9 protein-coding genes are annotated in these 18946 nt (G+C 69.4%); 8 read left to right on the top strand and 1 reads right to left on the bottom strand.

The features are described from left to right. The first annotated feature begins 147 nt into the window (after window positions 1-147). The 5 genes from ACMGEZ_RS17615 to ACMGEZ_RS17635 are packed head-to-tail and all read left to right on the top strand — an operon-like array spanning window position 148 to window position 14968. Complete coding sequence (locus tag ACMGEZ_RS17615; RefSeq protein ID WP_436823567.1) at window positions 148-7497, top strand: amino acid adenylation domain-containing protein; 7350 nt, start codon at window positions 148-150, stop codon at window positions 7495-7497. Further along, window positions 7494-12500: a non-ribosomal peptide synthetase gene (locus ACMGEZ_RS17620; RefSeq protein ID WP_436823568.1), complete on the top strand. Its 5007-nt coding sequence runs from the start codon at window positions 7494-7496 to the stop codon at window positions 12498-12500. The genes ACMGEZ_RS17615 and ACMGEZ_RS17620 overlap by 4 nt, the downstream gene beginning before the upstream one ends. An 11-nt stretch (window positions 12501-12511) precedes the next feature. Continuing rightward, window positions 12512-13228, top strand: coding sequence for a 4'-phosphopantetheinyl transferase family protein (locus tag ACMGEZ_RS17625; protein ID WP_436823569.1), 717 nt, complete (start codon window positions 12512-12514; stop codon window positions 13226-13228). Then, a complete protein-coding gene (locus ACMGEZ_RS17630) occupies window positions 13225-14031 on the top strand; it encodes an alpha/beta fold hydrolase (protein ID WP_436823570.1) in 807 nt (268 codons plus the stop codon). The genes ACMGEZ_RS17625 and ACMGEZ_RS17630 overlap by 4 nt, the downstream gene beginning before the upstream one ends. After that, window positions 14024-14968 carry an alpha/beta fold hydrolase gene (locus ACMGEZ_RS17635; protein WP_436823571.1) on the top strand — a complete coding sequence of 315 codons (945 nt, stop codon included), beginning with the start codon at window positions 14024-14026 and terminating at the stop codon, window positions 14966-14968. Before ACMGEZ_RS17630 ends, ACMGEZ_RS17635 begins: the two co-directional genes overlap by 8 nt. 10 nt (window positions 14969-14978) lie before the next feature. Here the strand turns inward: ACMGEZ_RS17635 and ACMGEZ_RS17640 are convergent, their stop codons facing one another. Next, window positions 14979-15851: a LysR family transcriptional regulator gene (locus tag ACMGEZ_RS17640; protein WP_436823572.1), complete on the bottom strand. Its 873-nt coding sequence runs from the start codon at window positions 15849-15851 to the stop codon at window positions 14979-14981. Window positions 15852-15950: 99 nt separating this feature from the next. Between ACMGEZ_RS17640 and ACMGEZ_RS17645 the strand changes: the two genes are divergently transcribed. The 3 genes from ACMGEZ_RS17645 to ACMGEZ_RS17655 are packed head-to-tail and all read left to right on the top strand — an operon-like array spanning window position 15951 to window position 18927. Then, entirely contained in the window at window positions 15951-16394 is a 444-nt protein-coding gene (locus tag ACMGEZ_RS17645) for a VOC family protein (RefSeq protein ID WP_436823573.1), read from the top strand. 46 nt (window positions 16395-16440) lie between these two features. Further along, window positions 16441-16878: a hypothetical protein gene (locus ACMGEZ_RS17650; protein ID WP_436823574.1), complete on the top strand. Its 438-nt coding sequence runs from the start codon at window positions 16441-16443 to the stop codon at window positions 16876-16878. A gap of 33 nt (window positions 16879-16911) precedes the next feature. Continuing rightward, the gene (locus ACMGEZ_RS17655) at window positions 16912-18927 is read left to right on the top strand and encodes a hypothetical protein (RefSeq protein WP_436823575.1); all 2016 of its coding nucleotides are present in this window, start codon (window positions 16912-16914) and stop codon (window positions 18925-18927) included. The last annotated feature ends 19 nt before the right edge of the window (window positions 18928-18946 follow it).

Raw genomic sequence — 18946 nt, forward strand, 5'->3', positions numbered from 1 at the left:
GGGAGCAATATCGGCCCTCAGCGGTTTGAATGCTTTGTAATTACTCGCCGCCGGACGCAAACTGTGTCGCCGAACCTACGTGGCGACATCGATACACACATGGGGTTACGAAGAACAAGGGCCTGTTCAATGCGAAGTCAACAGTTCATGGAGCACGAACCTCTGCCCCCTTCCTCGCCCGAAACTGACGCGCCTTCGTTCGCCGATCTGTTCGCTCCTCGTTCCGGCAAACCGGCGCAGACCGCGATGCAGGCCTCCAGCCTCGACATTCCGCCAGCACTGGCGGCGCGCTGGACCGTGGAAGCCCAACAGGGCGGCTACTTCCCCGACACGCTGTTCGCCGCGGCCTGGCTCCTGCTGCAATCCCGCTGGCTGGGCACGCCGTCGGTGGAGCTCCACGAGGCGCTGGACACCGGCGCCTCGACGCGGCTCGCGCTGCGCTGCGACCCGGACAGCTCGGCCTGGCAATGGATCGCCGAGGTCGACCGCGCGCGCCGGGACGCCCGCCCTGCCGAGGTATCGTCCAGCCCTTTTGCGCGCTGGCTGCGCGAAGGCGCGGCGCATGAAGCCGACGGCACCGTCATGCTCCAGCTGGGCATCCAGGCATTGGCCGGGCGGCCGGCAGCGCTGCGGCTGACCGGCGCCGCCGCGCTGCTGGACAGCGCGATCGAGATCAGCCTGCTGCTGGCCCTGTCCGAAGCAGCCGCCGACCTGCTCGACCACCCCGAAGCCCGCCTGGGCGAGATCCGCACCCTGCCGACCGCGGACCGGCAACGGCAGCTCGAGGCCTGGAACACCCCGCCCGGCGCCTTCGATCCGGCGCTGAGCGTCCACGCCGTGTTCGAGCGCCAGGTCGCCGCGCGCGGCGACGCCGTCGCGCTGATCGGCGAAACGGGCGCGCTGAGCTATCGCGAGCTGGACCGGCAGGCCGAATCGCTGGCCCGCCGGCTGCAGGCGCACGGCGTGCGTGTCGGCCACACCGTGGGCGTGCTGCTCGATCGCTCGAGCGCCGCCGTGGTGGCACTGCTCGGCATCCTGAAGGCCGGCGCCGCCTATGTGCCGGTGCAACCCGATTTCCCGGCGGAGCGCATCGCCTTCATGCTGGCGCACTCCAATGTGGGCCTGGTCCTGACGCAGGCCGCCTACAAGGCGCTGGTGCCCGCCGAGCGGCCGCTGGTGGCCATCGACGAGCAGGGCACGGGCGCCGAGGCCCCGCTGCCGCCCTTCGTGCCGGCCGCCGCGGATGGCGAGTCCGTCGCCTACGTGATGTACACCTCCGGCTCGACCGGCACGCCCAAGGGCATCGAGATCTGCCATCGCTCGATCCTGCGGCTCGTGATAGACGCGAACTACGTCGAGCTGCCGCCCGGCGAGGCCATGCTGCATGCGGCGCCGCTCGGCTTCGATGCCTCGACGCTGGAGATCTGGGGCCCGCTGCTCAACGGCGGCATCTGCGTGGTGCACGACGAGAAGGTGCCCAGCGGCGCCGGCCTGGCGCGCACCATCGCCCGGCACGAGGTGAAGACCGCCTGGCTGACGGCCGGCCTGTTCAACGCCGTGGTCGACGACGACCCGGCCCAACTCGCCGGTTTGCGCCAGCTGTTGACCGGCGGCGAAGCCCTCTCGGTGCCGCATGTGCGGCGTGCGCTGGAAGCCCTCCCGGGCACGACGCTGATCAACGGCTACGGGCCGACCGAGTGCACCACCTTCGCGGCCACCCACCGCATCCCGCGCGAGCTGCCGGCCGATGCGCGCTCCGTGCCCATCGGCCGCCCCATCAACGACACCGTGCTGCGCGTGCTGAGCCCCTCGATGGCGCTGCTGCCGGCGGGCCTTGTCGGCGAGCTGTGCATCGGCGGCCGCGGCCTGGCGCGCGGCTACCTGCAGAACCCGGCGCTCACGGCCGAGCGCTTCGTGGCCGATCCCTTCGCCGACGGCGAGCGCCTCTACCGCACCGGCGACCAGGTGCGCTGGCTGCCGGACGGCACCATCGAATACATCGGCCGCATCGACGGCCAGGTGAAGATCCGCGGCCACCGCATCGAGACCGGCGAGATCGAGGCCGCGCTGCTGGCCCACCCCGGCCTCAAGTCCTGCGCGGTCGTGCCGCAGAAGAACGCGGCCGGCCGCCTGCGCCTGGTCGCCTATCTGGTTGCGCGCGGCGCGGAACTGCCCTGGAGCGCGCTGCGCCAGCACCTGGCCGAGCGCCTGCCGGAGGCCATGATTCCTTCCGCGGCCGTGTGGCTCGCGCAGTTGCCCGTCACCACCAACGGCAAGCTGGACCGCCGTGCCCTGCCGGAGCCGGCGCGCCAGCGGCCCGAGCTGGCGCAGCCCTATGCGGAAGCGCGCAACGACACCGAGCGCCGCGTCTGCGCCGCCTTCGCCCGCGCGCTGGGCATCGACCAGGTCGGGCGCGACGACAACTTCTTCGACCTGGGCGGCGATTCGCTGCTGGTGCTGCGGGTGCTCAAGGACCTGCAGGAGGGCAGCACGCGCCGCCTCGGCACCAACCTGTTCTTCCGCCAGCCCACGCCCGCCGCGCTGGCAGCCGACATGCAGGCCGCCGAGACTCCCGCAGCGGTGGCAGCCCCCGCCGAACGCGCGCCCGCGCGGCCCACAGCCGGCGCGGACAGCGAAGCCGTCGCTCTGGTGGCGATGGCCGGCCGCTTCCCCGGCGCTTCGGACGTCGAGCAGTTCTGGGACAACCTGGTGGCCGGGCGCGAGTCGATCAGCTTCTTCGACGACGCGACGCTCGACGCCGGGGTCAGCGCCGCGCTGCGCGCCGACCCGCTGTACGTGCGCGCCCGCGGCGTGCTCGACGGCATCGAGAACTTCGACGCCGCCTTCTTCGGCATCAACCCGAAGGAAGCCGAGCTGATGGACCCGCAGCAGCGCGTGTTCCTCGAGATCTGCTGGGAATGCCTGGAGCGCGGCGGCTACGTGCCCGACCAGGCGCCGGGCCCGGTCGGCGTGTACGCCGGCATGTACAACGCCAGCTACTTCCAGCGCCACGTGTCCACGCGGCCTGACCTGGTCGAGATGGTCGGCGAGTTCCAGGTGATGCTGGCCAATGAGAAGGACTACATCACCACCCGCGTGGCGAACAAGCTCAACCTGACCGGCCCGGCCGTCAGCGTGCACACCGCCTGCTCCACGTCGCTGGTGGCGGTGGCCCAGGCCTTCCACGCGCTGCGCACGGGACAATGCCGCATGGCGCTGGCCGGCGGCGCCTCGGTCACCTGCCCGCCGAGGAGCGGCTACCTCTACAACGAGGGCTCGATGCTCTCGCCCGACGGCCACACGCGCAGCTTCGACGCCAAGGCCAAGGGCACGGTCTTCAGCGACGGCGCCGCGGTGGTGCTGCTCAAGCGCCTGTCGGATGCGATCGCCGACGGCGACACCATCTACGCCGTGCTGCGCGGCGCGGCCGTCAACAACGACGGCGGCGCGAAGGCCAGCTTCACCGCGCCCAGCGTGGACGGCCAGGCCGCGGTGATCGAGGCCGCGCTCGCGCAGTCCGGCGTGGAAGCGCGCAGCATCTCCTACGTCGAGACGCACGGCACCGCGACGCCGATGGGCGACCCGATCGAGGTCGAGGGCCTGGTGCGCGCCTATGCCGCGCACACGTCCGACAAGGGCTTCTGCACGATCGGTTCGCTCAAGAGCAACGTGGGCCACATGGTCACCGCTGCCGGTGCGGCGGGGCTGATCAAGACCGCGCTCGCGCTGCACTGCGAAACGATCCCGGCCAGCCTGCACTACGAGGCGCCGAACCCGGCCATCGACTTCGACGCCACGCCCTTCAGCGTCAACAGCCGGCTGCGCCCGTGGCCGCGCGGCACTGCGCCGCGGCGCGCCGGCGTCAGCAGCTTCGGCGTGGGCGGCACCAATGCGCACGTGATCGTGGAAGAGGCACCGCCGCGCGAGCCCTCCGATGCAGCGACCGGGCCGCAGCTGCTGGTGCTGTCGGCGCGCTCGCCGGCCGCGCTCGCGACGGCGGCGGCCCAGCTGGCCGATCATCTCGACGCCCACCGCGAACTGCCGCTGGCCGACGTCGCGCACACACTGCGCATCGGCCGCAAGGCCTTCGCCCAGCGCGCCTGCGTGGTGGCCTCATCCATCGACGAGGCCGTGGCCGCCCTTCGCACCGCCGACTCCCCGGCACGTGCCGGCGCGGCCGCTCCGGCCTGGGTGCCGAAGCCGGTCTTCATGTTCCCCGGCCAGGGCGCGCAGTACGCGGGCATGGGCCTGGCCCTGCACGCTGCCGAGCCGGCGTTTCGCGCCGCCTTCGACGAATGCCTGGAGGCCTTCGAGGGCGTGCTGGACTTCGACCTGCGCGAGCGCATCGCCTCGGAAGATCCGGCCGCGCTCTCGCCCACCTCGGTGACCCAGCCTGCCACCTTCGCGCTCGAATACGCGCTGGCCCGCCAGCTGATGTCGCTGGGCGTGCAGCCGGCCGCGATGATCGGACACAGCGTGGGCGAGTTCGCAGCCGCGGTGCTCGCCGGCGTGATGCGCCTGGAAGACGCAGCCCGGCTGGTCGCCCGCCGCGGTGCGCTGATGCAGGCGCAGCCCGCGGGCATCATGCTCTCCGTGCGCCTGGCCGCCGCCGAGCTGCTGCCGCTGCTGCCCGAAGGCATCTCGCTGGCGGCCGACAACGGCCCCGCGGTCTCGGTCGCCGCCGGGCCGGCGGAGGCCATCGAGCAACTGCGCGCCGCGCTCGAGGCCAAGGGCATCGTCGCCAAGGCGCTGCAGACCTCGCACGCCTTCCACTCCGCGATGATGGAACCCGCGGTCGCGCCCTTCGAGGCCCTGGTGCGCGAGCTCAGCCTTTCCGCGCCGCGCCTGTCGATCTATTCCACCCTCACCGGCCGCCTGCTGACGGCCGATGAAGCGACCGACCCGCGCTACTGGGCCCGCCATCTGCGGGAGACGGTGCGCTTCTCGCCCGCCGTGCGCGAGGTGCTGGCGCAGCTCGCGCATCCGCTCTTCGTCGAGCTCGGCCCACGCAACACCCTCGCCACGCTGGTGCGCCAGCACGCGAGCAAGGCCCAGCCCGCGCCTGCCATCTCGCTGCTGGCCGACCAGCCCGCGAGCGAATGCGCGGCCTGGCGGCTGGCCGCGGGCCGGCTGTGGGCGCAGGGCGCCGAGATCGATCTCTCGCCGCTGGACCGGCGTGCGCGCAAGCACCGCGTGCGCCTGCCCACCACCCCTTTCGAGCGCAAGCGCTTCTGGGTCGACATCGCATCGTCGGCACCGGTTGCGCCCGCGCCCGCTTCTTCTTCTTTCACATCTGAACCTGCACCCCAGGCCCCATCGATTCCGGAGTTGACACCCATGACCGTCGCAGCCGCCATTTCTCCGCCGCCCGCACGCCGCGCCTCGCTCGTCACGCGCCTGCGCGAGCTGTTCGAGAATCTCTCCGGTGCCGACATGGCCGAGGTCGACGGGGCCGCGCCCTTCGTCGAGATCGGGCTGGACTCGCTCACGCTCACCCAGGCCGCGCTGCAGGTCAAGAAGACCTTCAAGGTCAACCTGAGCTTCCGCCAGCTGATGGAGAGCTATCGCAGCTTCGATGCGCTGGCCGAATTCCTCGATGCCACGCTGCCGCCGGAGGCCGCGCCCGCAATGCCGCCAGCCGCGCCGATGCCCGCGGCCGTGGCGCCGCAGCAGGCGGTGGCAGCGGCGCCCGCGATGCCGGCGGCACAGGTCCTGCCGCAGCCCCTGCCTGCCGTTGCGCAGGCCGGCAGCACCCTGGTCCAGCAGGTCATCGCGCAACAGATGCAATTGATGCAACAGCAACTCGCATTGCTGTCGGCGGCGCCGACGGTGCCGGTCAGCCCCGTGCTGCCGGTGCCGGCGGTGGAGCAACCCACGCCCATGGCCACCGCCGCGGCCACGGCGTCCAACACCCCCGAGCCGGCTGCCGAGGAGCCGGCCGCTCCGGCGCCGACGTACGACGTCAAGAAAGCCTTCGGCGCGATCGCGCGCATCCACACGCAAAGCAAGGAGCCGACCGAACGCCAGAAGGCGCGGCTGGCCGCCTTCATGCGCCGCTACGTGGAGCGCACGCAGAAGAGCAAGGCCTTCACCGAGCGCAACCGTCCGCACATGGCCGACCCGCGCGTGGTCAACGGCTTCCGGCCGGCGACCAAGGAGATCACCTACCAGATCGTGGTCGAGCGCTCCAAGGGCTCGCGCCTGTGGGACATCGACGGCAACGAGTACGTCGACACGCTCAACGGTTTCGGCATGAACCTCTTCGGCTGGACGCCGGACTTCATCAACGAGGCGGTGAAGAAGCAGCTCGAGCTCGGCTACGAGATCGGCCCGCAGCACCCGCTGGCCGCCGACGTGACCCGGCTGCTGTGCGAGCTCACCGGCTTCGACCGCGCGGGCCTGTGCAACACCGGCTCCGAGGCGGTGATGGCGGCACTGCGCATCGCGCGCACCGTGACCGGCCGCAGCACGGTGGTGCTGTTCACCGGCTCCTATCACGGCACCTTCGACGAGGTGCTGGTGCGGGCCGGCCGCAACGCGAAGGGCATGTCGGCCGCGCCGGGCGTGCTGCAGGGCATGTTCGGAGACGTGCGCGTGCTCGACTACGGCACGCCCGAGGCGCTCGAATTCATCCGCGCGAATGCCGACGATCTGGCCGCCGTGCTGGTCGAGCCGGTGCAGAGCCGCCGGCCCGACTTCCAGCCGCGCGAGTTCCTGCGCGAGGTGCGCGCCATCACCGAGAAATCCGAGACCTGCCTGATCTTCGACGAGGTCATCACCGGCTTCCGCTGCGACCTGGGCGGGGCGCAGGCGCTGTTCGGCATCCGCGCCGACCTGGCCACCTACGGCAAGGTCCTGGGCGGCGGCATGCCCGTCGGCGTGATCGCCGGCAAGCGCGCCTACATGGATGCGCTGGATGGCGGCCCCTGGCAGTACGGCGACGACTCGGTGCCCACCGTGGGCGTGACCTACTTCGCGGGCACCTTCGTGCGGCATCCGCTGGCGCTGGCGGCCTCCAAGGCGGCGCTGGAGCATCTCAAGCAGGACAACAACAAGCTGCAGACGCAGCTCAACCTGCACACGGCCGCGATGGCCGATGAGCTCACGGCCTTCTGCCGCGAGGTGGGCGCGCCGGTCGAGATCCGGTATTTCTCGTCGCTCTGGCGCGTGAGCTGGCTGGAAGACCATCCGCTGCAGGACCTGCTGTTCGCGATGATGCGCAGCCGCGGCGTGCACATCCTGGACAACTTCCCCTGCTTCATGACCACTGCGCACTCGCAGCAGGACATCGCGACCATCAAGTCGGCCTTCAAGGAATCGATCGCCGAGATGCAGGAAGCAGAGCTGCTGCCGCGCCGCGCGGCTCCCCGGATGGCACTCGATCCGGCGCATCCTCCTACGCCCAATGCCCGTCTGGGACGCGACAAAGACGGCCAGCCCGCCTGGTTCGTGCCGGACCCCAAGGCCCAGGGCAAGTTCACCAAGTACCAAGCATGAGCGCCGTCGCCACCCTCGCTCCCGAGGACACCACCGAGGACTTCGATCCCTTCGCCTCAGGCCTGATCGAGCGCATCGTTGCGACCACCGAAGCCCAGCGCGAGGTCTGGCTCGGCGATCGCCTGAGCCCCGAGGCCTCGCTCGCCTACAACGAGTCGATGCGCCTGCGCCTGAAGGGTGTGCTGGACACGGCCGCGCTCAGCCTGGCGCTGGACCGCCTCGTGGCGCGGCACGAATCGCTGCGCGCCACCATCTCGCCGGACGGCACGCAACTGCTGATCGGCGAACCGGCGCCGGTCGTCCTGGCCGAGCATGACCTGAGCACGCTCGACCCGGCCGCGCAGCAGCGCCGGCTGGAGGACGACGGCCTGGCCGTGGTGCTCGAACGCTTCAACCTGGAGCAGGGCCCGTTGTTCCGCGCCGCGCTCTACCGCCTGTCGCCCGTCGACCATGTGCTGGTGCTGAGCGCACACCACGCGGTCTGCGACGGCTGGTCGTGGGGCGTGATCAGCCAGGACCTCGGCGCGCTGTACGCCGAGCAGATCGGCGCCGGGCCGGCGCTGGAGCCGGCCGCCCAGTACTCCGACTACGCCGCCTGGGAAGCCAAGGAGGCGAACAGCCCCGAGATGGACGCACACATCGGCTACTGGCTCTCGCGCTACGCCGGCGGCAGCCTGCCGGTGCTCGAGCTGCCGCTGGACCGCCCGCGTCCGCCGGTGCGCACCTTCAATGCCTACCGCATCGACCATCTGCTGGAGCAGCCGCTCATCGATGGCCTGCGCAAGTTCGGCGCCAGTGCCGGCACCAGCCTGTTCGCCACCATGTTCAGCGCCTTCGCGGCCATGCTGCACCGCCTGACGGCGCAGGACGACCTGGTGATCGGCATCGCGGCGGCCGGCCAGATGCCGAGCGACATGCCCACGCTGGTGGGCCACTGCGTCAACCTGCTGCCGATCCGGGTCGCGGTCGACGCGCAGGCGCCCTTCGACCAGCTGGCGCGCAGCTCCAGCAGCACCCTGCTCGACGCCTTCGAGCACCAGACCCTGGGCTACGGCGCGCTGCTCAAGAAGCTGCCGGTGCCGCGCGATCCCAGCCGCCTGCCGCTGGTGAACGTGCTGTTCAACGTGGACCGCGATGCGGCGCCCAACGACGGCAACTTCCCCGAGCTCAAGGTCGAGCAGAGCACCATCGGCCGGCGCTACGAGAACTTCGAGCTGTTCCTGAACATCACGCCCGTGGTGGGCGGCATGCAGATGGAGGCCCAGTACAACGCCGACCTCTACGACGACGCGACGGTGCGCGGTTGGCTGGACATGTACGAGCAGCTGCTGCGCGCCGTGGTGCGACAGCCCTCCCAGCCCGTCGGCCGGCTCACGCTGCTGTCGGACGCCCAGGTGCACGCCCTGGCGGCCCTGCAGCCGGCGCCGACGCCGCTCGAAGGCGCGCCGCTGATGCATGCCGGCTTCCTGGCGCATGCGGCCTCCCAGCCCGAGCGCCCCGCCCTGCGCGATGGCACCCGCCACCTGAGCTACCGCGAGCTCGACCAGCGCTCCAACCGCCTGGCCCACGCGCTGCGCGCGCGCGGCATGGGCCGCGGCGAACGCGTGGGCTTGTGCCTGGACCGCGGCTTCGACATGTTCGTGGCCCTGCTGGCGGTGCTCAAGAGCGGCGCGGCCTACGTGCCGCTGGACCCGGCCTTCCCGCAGGCTCGCCTGGACTACTACGCGGAGGATGCGAAGCTCGGCCTGCTGCTGACTTCGTCCACCATCGCCGCCGCGCCCAAGGCATGGCGCGAGGACGCGGCCGGGCGCGTGCTGCTGCTCGACACCGATTCCGCCTGGCTCGACCAGCCAGCGACCGCCCTGCCGCCCGGCGCGCAGGACGCGCAAGGCGAGGACACGGCCTACGTGATCTACACCTCCGGCTCCACCGGCAAGCCCAAGGGCGTGTGCGTGCCACACCGCGCCGTCGCGAACCTGATGCAGACGATGCAGCGCGAGCCGGGCATCGGCCGCGAGGACCGGCTGGCCGCCGTCACCACGCTGTCCTTCGACATGGCGGTGCCCGAGGTCATGCTGCCGCTGGCCGCCGGCGCCGAGATCGTGATCGTGCAGCGCGAGGTCGCGATGGACGGCAACCGCCTGCGCGCGCTGCTGGAGTCGGAGGCCGTCACCATCCTGCAGGCCACGCCCGGCATGTGGCGGCTGCTGCTCGATGCGCAGTGGTCCGGGCCGCGCGGCTTCCGCGCCTGGATCGGCGCCGAGCCGGTGCCCGCGGACCTTTCGCTCGAACTGATGGACCGCACCAGCGAGCTGTGGAACCTCTACGGCCCGACGGAGACGACCGTCTGGTCCACCGTCTGGCGCATGGAGCGCCCGCTCATCGCGGCGCGCGGCGTCTCCATCGGCAAGCCGATGGCCAACACCGCCGTCTGGATCCTGGACGCCAACCTGCAGCCCTGCCCTATCGGCGTGCCGGGCGAGATCTGCATCAGCGGCCTGGGCGTGTCCCTGGGCTACCTCGATCGCCCCGAGCTGACGGCCGAGCGCTTCGTCACCACCCCCATCGACGGCGTGCCGACCCTGATCTACCGCAGCGGCGATCGCGGCCGCTGGCGCAACGACGGCCTGCTGGAGCACATGGGCCGCTTCGACTTCCAGGTCAAGGTGCGCGGCTACCGCATCGAGCTGGGCGAGATCGAGGCCCGCTGCAACGAGGTCGAGGGCGTGGCGCGCAGCGTGGTGATCACCCGCGAGGACCAGCCGGGCGACGTGCGCCTGGTCGCCTATCTCGCGACCTCGCCCGGAGCTGACGTGGACCTGGCCGCGCTCGACCGCCATCTGCGCAGCCGCCTGCCGCAGTACATGGTGCCGCAGCACGTGGTGCCGCTGGACGCCATCCCGCTGCTGCCCAACGGCAAGGTGGACCGCAAGGCGCTGCCCAAGCCGAGCGCCACGCACCAGGATGCCGGCGAGCGCCTGGCTCCGCGCAACGAGCGCGAGCGGATCGTGCTGCAGACGATGGAGCGGGTGCTCAACCTGCCGGGCCTGGGCATTCGCGACGACTTCTTCTCGCTGGGCGGCCACTCGCTGCTGGCGGCGCGGTTGACCACCCTGCTGAGCCGCGAGTTCGAGCTCACCGTGCCGCTGCGCATGCTCTTCGAGGCGCCGACTGCCGAGCGGCTGGCGGCGGCCATCGAGGGGCTGGACGGCAGCAACGCGCCGCGCAGCGCGCCCATTGCGCACGTGGCCGACCGCCGCAGTGCCCCGCTCACGCCGATGCAGGAACGCATCCGCTTCATCGAGGAGCTGCATCCGGGCCGGCCGACCTACAACGCGCCCTCGGCGCACCGCCTCGGCGGGCCGCTGGACGTGCAGAAATTCAAGACCGCGCTCGCCACGATCATCGAGCGCCAGCCCTCGCTGCGCACCGCCATCGGCCCCGATCCGGCCACCGGCGCGCCCGCCGCGCTGATCGCGGACAAGGTGGACTACGAGCTGCCCGTCATCGATCTCGGCGCGCTGCCGGCGGACCAGCGCGAGGCCGAACTGGTCGAGCGCATGCACGCGCTGGCCGAGCGGCCGATCGACATCCACCGGGCACCGATGTTCCACGCGGCCCTGTTCCGCATCGCCGAGGACGACCACGCCTTCGTGTTCGTGCCGCACCACCTGGTGTGGGACGGCTGGTCCTTCGACGTGCTGCAGAGCGAGCTCTCGGCCATCTACGGCGCCCTGGTCCGCGGCGAGCCGCACGGCCTGCCCGAACTGGCCGTGACCCACGGGGACTATGCCGACTGGTATGCGAAGTGGCTGACCGAGCCCGAGTTCGAGTCGCAGCTGCGCTATTGGAAAGACCGCTTCGCCAACTCGCCCACGCCCAAGGCGCCGCACACCGACATGCCGCGCAAGGCCGGGATGAGCGGCGAGGGGGGCGCGCACTGGATCACCGTCGACAAGGCGCTCACCGAGCGCCTGCGCGAGATCGGCCAGCGCAACGACGTCACGCTCAACATGCTGACGCTGGGCGTCTACATCCTGATGATGAGCAGCATCATCGACAGCCGCGCCATCGTCATTGCCACGCCGGTGCGCGGCCGCGAGGCGCCCGAGCTGGAGCCGGTGATGGGCTTCTTCAACAACGTGCTGCCGCTGTCCTTCCAGGTCGACCCGTCCCTGCGCTTCGGCGAGTTCATGCGCTACGTCAAGCAGGAGCTGATCTCGGTGATGAGCCATCAGCAGATCCCCTTCGAGCGCCTGGTGAGCGAGCCGGAGTTCGTGGAGCGGGCCCAGGGCGTGGGGCTGTACCAGGCCCTGTTCTCCTTCCAGGATGCGCGCGAGCGCCCGCGCGACATCGGTGGCCTCGCGCACCGGCAGATGCACCTGCCGCAGCGCGGCGCGACCGACGACCTCGGCATCTGGCTGATGGACAAGCCCCAGGGCCTCGAGGGCGCGGTGGTCTACAACGCCGACATCTACCGGCGCGAGACCGGCGAGGCCTTCAAGGAGCGCTACATGGAGCTGCTGCGCCGGGTGGCCCAGCAGCCGGATACGACCCTCGCGGCGCTGTCCGCGCCGGAGGGCTCGGAAAGCGCCGTCTACCTGCAGCGCCTGGCCGCCGACGCGGCACCGGCGCCCAGCACGGCCGAGGCCGTGGCCGCGCGGCCGGCGCAGGCGCAGCCGGTGCTGCTCCTGCCGGAGCAGGCCAAGCTGGCACAGATCTGGGCCAGCGCGCTCACCATCGATGTCAACGACATCCGTGCCAACGACAACTTCTTCGACCTGGGCGGCGACTCGCTGCTGGCCATGCGCGTGGTGCAGCAGGCGGAACAGGTGATGGGCTTCCGCGTGGAGCCGCGGCGCTATGTGTTCGAGAGCCTGGGACAGCTCGCCTCCGCCGCTGCGGGCACGCCGCTCCAGGCGGAACCCGCAGCTGCCGCCGACGGTGGCGCGAAGCGCGGCGGACTGCTCGGCCGCGTGCTCGGCTGGGGCCGCAAGAATTGAGGGAACCGCCCATGACGACCCTGCAGCTCCCTTCCTCGATGAACTGCCGCCTCTGGCAGGTGGACCTGGACGCCGCGCCGGCGCCGCAGGCCGTGGCCGCCCTCTCGGAAGCGGAATGGGACCGCGCCCGGCGCTTCGTCTTCAAGCGCGATCGCAATCGCTTCATCGCCGCTCATGCTGCGCTGCGCGAGACGCTCTCCTCGCAATGCGGCATTCCGGCCTCCACGCTGGAATTCGCTCTGGGCCCCTTGGGCAAGCCGAGCCTCGTCGAGCACCGCGGGCTGCGCTTCAATCTCAGCCACAGCGAGTCGCTGGCGCTGATCGCGGTCTGCGACGATGCCGAGGTGGGCGTGGACATCGAGCTGCTGCGCCCGATACCCGACGCCGAGGCCCTGGCCGAGACCTATTTCAGCGCGGCCGAGCGGAGCGCGCTGGCCGCGCTGCCGCAGCAGGCGCGCGACCGGGCCTTTCTCTGCTGCTGGACGCGCAAGGAGGCCTGCCTCAAGGCCACCGGCATGGGACTGTCGGTTGACACGCGCAGCTTCGAGGTGGGCGTCTCGCCCGATGCGTGCGAGGTGCAAATCGAGGCCGCGGACGGCTGCGCGCGGCTCGCGCTATCCTCTTTCCATGATGTCCAGGGAGCGCAGTGCGCCGTGGCCCGCGTGCTGGCCTGCGGGCCGGCCCAGCCAGCGTGCCGGCCCCTGGTCGACAACGAGATGTACGCATGACTCCGATGCTCTTCGGCCCGGCCTCCAGGCAGCTGTTCGGGCTTTTCCACGCACCCGAGCGCGACGCCAGGCTCGCGGTGGTGATCTGCATGCCCCTGGGCCAGGAGGCCGTGCGCGCGCACCGGCTGTTCCGCGTGCTGGGCGACCGGCTCGCGCGGGCCGGCGTGGCGGTGCTGCGCTTCGACTACTACGGCAGCGGCGACTCGCCCGGCGAGGACACCGACGGCGATCTCGAGGGCTGGCGCCGCGATGTCTGCGCCGCGCACGAGGAGCTGCGGCGGCGCACCGGCAGCCGGCGCATCATCTGGCTCGGCGCGCGCCTGGGCGCGGCGCTGGCGGTGATGGCCGCCAAGAGCGGGCGCTGCGACCCGGCGCGGCTGATCCTCTGGGACCCTATCGTGGACGGCGCACGCTACGTCGACGAGCTTCGCGCCGGCCACGTCGATGCGCTGGAGCGCTCCTTCTGCGTGCCGGACGCGGCCTGGCGTCGCCAGCTGGCCCGGGACCCGGATGCCTTCACCGAAGAGACCTTCGGCTTCGGCGTGTCGCCGCTGATGCGCGAGCAATTGCGCGCGCTCTCGCCGGCCAGCCTGCAGCTCACCGCGCTGCACGAAACGGTGGTCCTGGCCGATGCCGAGGACCACGCGACCCAGCAATGGGCGGCCCAGGAGACGGCCCGCCACATGCCGTTGCGAATCTCGGCTTTCCAGCACCCGCTGGTCTGGACCTCCGATCCGCATCCCAACAACGCGATGGTTCCCACGGAGGCGCTGCAACGACTGCTGGCGGTAATACATGAGTGACTACAAAGAGACACCCGTTCAGTTCGGACCCGACGGCTCGCTGATCGGCATCATCACCACGCCGGCCGAGGGACCGCTGGCGCCGGTGGCCTGCCTGATGCTCAACATGGGCGCCAACCACCGGATCGGGCCGCGGCGCATCAACGTCAAGCTGGCTCGGGAAATGGCGACGCGCGGCATCAGCTGCATCCGCATGGACCTCGCCGGCCTGGGCGACAGCGGGCCGGCCAGCGGCTCCGAGCACTTCCTCACGCAGGCGGTGCTCGACCTGCAGGCGGCCATGAACCTGATCCAGACCATGCTGGGCGTGCGCCGCTTCATCGTGATCGGCCTGTGCTCCGGCGCGACCAACGGGCTGTCGCTGGCAGTGGCCGACGCCCGCGTCGTGGGCCTGCTGATGTTCGACGGCTATGCCTTCCCCGGCCGGCGCGCGCAGCTGGAGCGCAGCTTGTGGCGCGCACTGGCATTGACCAATCCCGCGGTCATAGGCAAGACGGTGCGCTGGCTGCGGCGCAAGTTCTCCGCCGCCGCCGCAGCCGCCGCGGCGCCGCACATCTTCGAGCCCGATCCACCGGAGGTCACGGCCGCGCTGTTCCGCCGCTCCATGACGCAGATCGCGGAGCGCAACGTGTCGGTGCTGCTGCTCTACACCGGCACCATGCACGTGACCGACCGCAACCGGGACCAGCTCGGCCCCTTCGCGAAGGAGGCTTTCACGAAGCACTTCGAGTACCAGTTCATCGGCGAGATCGACCACAGCCTCACCTCGATGGCTTCGCAGCAGATCTTCATCGAGGTGGTGTGCGACTGGGCCCTGCGGGTGGTGCAGGGTGCGCCCGTGACTTCCTCGCCGCACGCCGCGGCGGCAGCACGCACCGGCGGGCAGTTCGCGAGCAGCAGGCCGGCGGTCGCGTTGCAGCGGGATCCGGTGATCTGAACTTGCCCTGCTACGCCGCCCCGTAGGCCGCGCGCACCTCCTTCGCCAGCAAGCTGCCGGGTCCACCGGCGTGGCGGCTGGCGCGATGCACCAGGCCGATGTCGCGGTGGAAGGTGTGGCGGCCGAGGTCGATGGCCCGCACCCCGGCGGGCCAGCGGCGGTGCGTGGCAGTCTGCGGCACCAGGGCCACGCCCAGCCCCTTGGCGACCAGCCGCACGATCGCATCCAGTTCGTCGACCTCGCAGATGTCCTGCACGTCGAGGTGCGCGGCGCGCAGGAAGCGGTCGACCTGCCGGCCGCCGAAGGAGTGGCGGTCGTAGCGCACGAAGGGATGGCCGGACAGCAGCTCGGCCCAGTCGCTGCCCTCGATCCGGCGCGGCACCAGCAGGCGGAAGGGCTCGTGCGCCAGCGTGGTCCAGCGCAGGTCGCTCTGCAGTGCGAAGGGCGGACGGATGATGATGGCCATGTCGAGCTCGCCGGCGTCGACACGGTTGAACAGGTCCATCGACACGCCGGGCGCCACGCGCGTGCGGCAGCCCGGCGCCTGCCGGTGGAAGGCGGCCAGCGCTTCGGGCAGCAGCAGGCGCTGCGCGGACGCGATCGCGCCGATATGGAGCACCTCTGCCGCGCGCGATGCAGCGTGGGGCGAGCCCAGCTGGCCGTAGAGCCCGATCAGCTCCGTGGCCTGCGCCAGCGTCTCCTGACCCATCGCATTCAGGCGCGCCGAGCGGCCGGTGCGGTCGAAGAGCGCGAAGCCGAGTTCCGCCTCCAACCGTTGCATCTGCGCGCTGACTGCCGCCTGCGTGAGGCCGATCTTCTGGCCGGCGGCGGCGAAGGTGCCTTCGCGGGCCACGGCAATGAAGGTCTTCAGCTCGCGGATCATTCACAAATTCTGTTGATGCTTCGGGCAAATATATATTGATTTTTTTTCTTCTCCCGCGAGCCTAGGATCACGCATCCCCTTTCAACGCCAAGCCCCGCCATGATCACGCCGACCACCAACCCCGCCCTGCTGTCCCCCTTTCATCTCGCCTTCCCGGTTCACGACCTCGCGCTGGCCCGCCGGTTCTACGGCGAGCTGCTGGGCTGCCCCGAGGGCCGCAGCTCGGAGGATTGGGTGGACTTCAACTTCTACGGCCACCAGATCGTGGCTCACCTCGCGGCCGGGGAGACCGGCGCCTCGCAGCGCAATGCGGTCGACGGGCACGGCGTTCCGGTGCGGCATTTCGGAATCGTGCTGCCGATGCCGGAGTGGGAGGGGATGGCGGCCCGGCTGAAGGCGCACGGCGTCGAATTCGTGATCGAGCCGTACATCCGCTTCAAGGGCGAGCCGGGCGAGCAGGCGACGATGTTCTTCCTCGACCCCTCGGGGAACGCGCTGGAGCTCAAGGCCTTTGCCGACATTGGGCGGCTGTTCGCGAAGTGACGCTAGGCCTTGGGAACTCTCTCATTGCTGAAGTTACTGAAGGCGGGTGAATACCCTGCCGCTCGACTGCCTGGTCCCCAACTTCCTTGCTTGTGAAGGCAGGCTCGACAGCCCTCCGGGCCCCGGCGAGGAAAATGTCTTTCCCCTTCCGATCGACGATACGCGCTGGCTCGGTGTTCAGATGAGCGAATCGGAAGACGACCTGCTGTTCTTCGCGCACCCCGGGCCCGACGCGGTTCCTGAAGGTTCGCCGCAAGCCGACGAAGAGTCATCCGAAGAGCTGGAACTCGGCGATGACGTGGATGGAAGATGGGTTCTGACCGCGAACCGATCGAGTGGGCGCTACACGCTCTGGATCAGCGTCGAGCACGGGCGAGTGGGGCATGTCGAGTTCGCGAGGATCGTCGACAACCTGCGCTGGCGCTTTGCGATGTGGGACGACGTTCTCGCAGGTCGGAACAATCTGTACCCGGCCGTTACTTAAGGAGTTCCACTAACTCGAATTTAAGAGAGCCCTATGGAAGCCCTAACGCGTCGATTCAAATCGTCAACAATCTTCAGGGCCCGCAAGGAGGACGACGATTCCTCAGGCGACGAAAAGGCTACCAAGGGCGGCGGCAAGAAAGTGAAGAACCTCCAGCCTCCCAGGCTGAAGACGAACTGGCCGCCGCACCTGGAGAAACATCACAAAGAACTCTCTGACCGGTACCCGGGAGGGGACTTCAAGACTCCGATCAAGACCGCCATCAACCTGCTCCACGCGCTCAACCTTGACGACGTGGCTTGCAATGTCCTTCGAGATCAGCAGGTCATCGAGAACATGGTCATCGAGCTGAAAGCGAAGACGATGCGTTTTGGCGAAAAGCTGTCCGGTCAGGGAGCCTTTTTGCTCCCGGTCTTCAAGCTCCTGGTGAAGCTGGACGTCAAGGCAGCCCAGCAATTCCATCTTCTTTGCGACCGGACAGCCAAGGATCTGCTCGCCGGGACGGAGGAATACGGGCTCATCGAGACGCTGCCTCCGGCCCAACCGGCTTTCGATCGCACTGAGGCAAAGCACGAAAGGACCCTCTACATCGACAGGGTGAAAAGCACGATCGATGGTGATCCCAAGGCCTACGGCACGCAATTGGTGCTGCTTATTCAGGGCTGTCCCCCAAGCGCGCGCGACAAGGTCCTCACGCTTCTCGCGAACCACAAGGTGTCCACGGCGTGTAAAAAGTCTCGCGAGCTCGCCGCGCACGTTGAGAAGCTCCAAGGAATGAGCCCGGTCGAGCGGGGCCAAGTGGACACCGCGCTTGCCTTGCTCGTGTTGGATATCAACCTTGCGATGGCCGGAGCGGAGGGCCCCGGGAAGCAAGAGTTCGATTTCTTGCACGACCCCAAGATAGTTGCACTGTTCGCGAAAGTGGAGAAGGGCCTGCGCGAACAGCAGTTCGACCTTGGAACGCTGATCGCGACACTATGCCCCGGCGAGCGCACGACAGCATCGCAGGCGAAGTTCGTCACAGGATTGATGGGGCATCTGACTCAAGGCGCGCAGGATCTCGGGGAGCTGTTTGACTTCCAAGGCTTCTTGTCGGCCACGCTGCTTTCGGGTATGCCGGGAAGGTGCGCGAAGTGGCTCGCAAACTCGGCAGTGGGAACCTGCCGAACCGCTGGCGACGTAGAGAGGCTTGTCAGAGCTATCGAGTACGGGGCCGAGTTGACGGGCATGGAGATCGCCCACTGGCACCCGCTCGGGCTCTGGGCAAACATCGTCGGCAACGACATCGGCAGCTCGAACTACATCAAGCCCAAAATCAAGGCGGACCTGGAGGGCACGGGGTTGCTTGGTCAACTTCAACAACGGCTCCAAGTTGTCGAGGACAAATCCCGCAAGTCAATCAACCGACTCGCAGTCATCTCCAACACGTCGGACCAAATGGAAAAAGACACCGCACGGTCTGTCGAGCTTGCGACGGCATCACACACCGCACAGCGGCGGGCGAAGGAGGAGAAGGAGCAGCAGCTCCTTGAGAATGCGCTCAAGTCAGCTTCCGTCGAGGTGCGGAGCGCGATCGAGCATCTGGGCTCGATTTCCGGCTGGAATGACAAGCTTTCATGCGCCAAGTCGATTGCCGACAAGCTGCAGAGCGGAGAACTCGACGTGCAGAAGGTTGCCGGGGATTTTGCGGCGATCATCGCTCCGGCTGCGATGCAGCTCATGGGCGCCGTGGCGGCAATTCTGCCTCCGGATAGCGCTCTTGCCTTGCTAGTCGCGGCGCACAAATACCGGCCTGAGTCGCTTCACACCCCAGAGTTTGCGGAAGGCCTCGTCGATTTTTGGTATCAGGCCAGGCGAAGAATGGACTTGGGCGAAGTGGCAATCGCGACGGATCTCATCGATTTCATTGCCAAGCTCAGACAAAACAACGCCTTGTCCAGCACCTACTTTATAAAGATTCGCATGGAGCAGCGGATCGCCGGCTCCGCAGCGCTGCATTCCTCGCCCGTTCAAGACCAGGTAACACGTTTGATCCGCGACATCAATTGACTGCCACTCTCGTGCCTGA

The organism is Variovorax stachyos (genome assembly GCF_051400855.1).
Lineage (GTDB): Bacteria > Pseudomonadota > Gammaproteobacteria > Burkholderiales > Burkholderiaceae_C > Variovorax.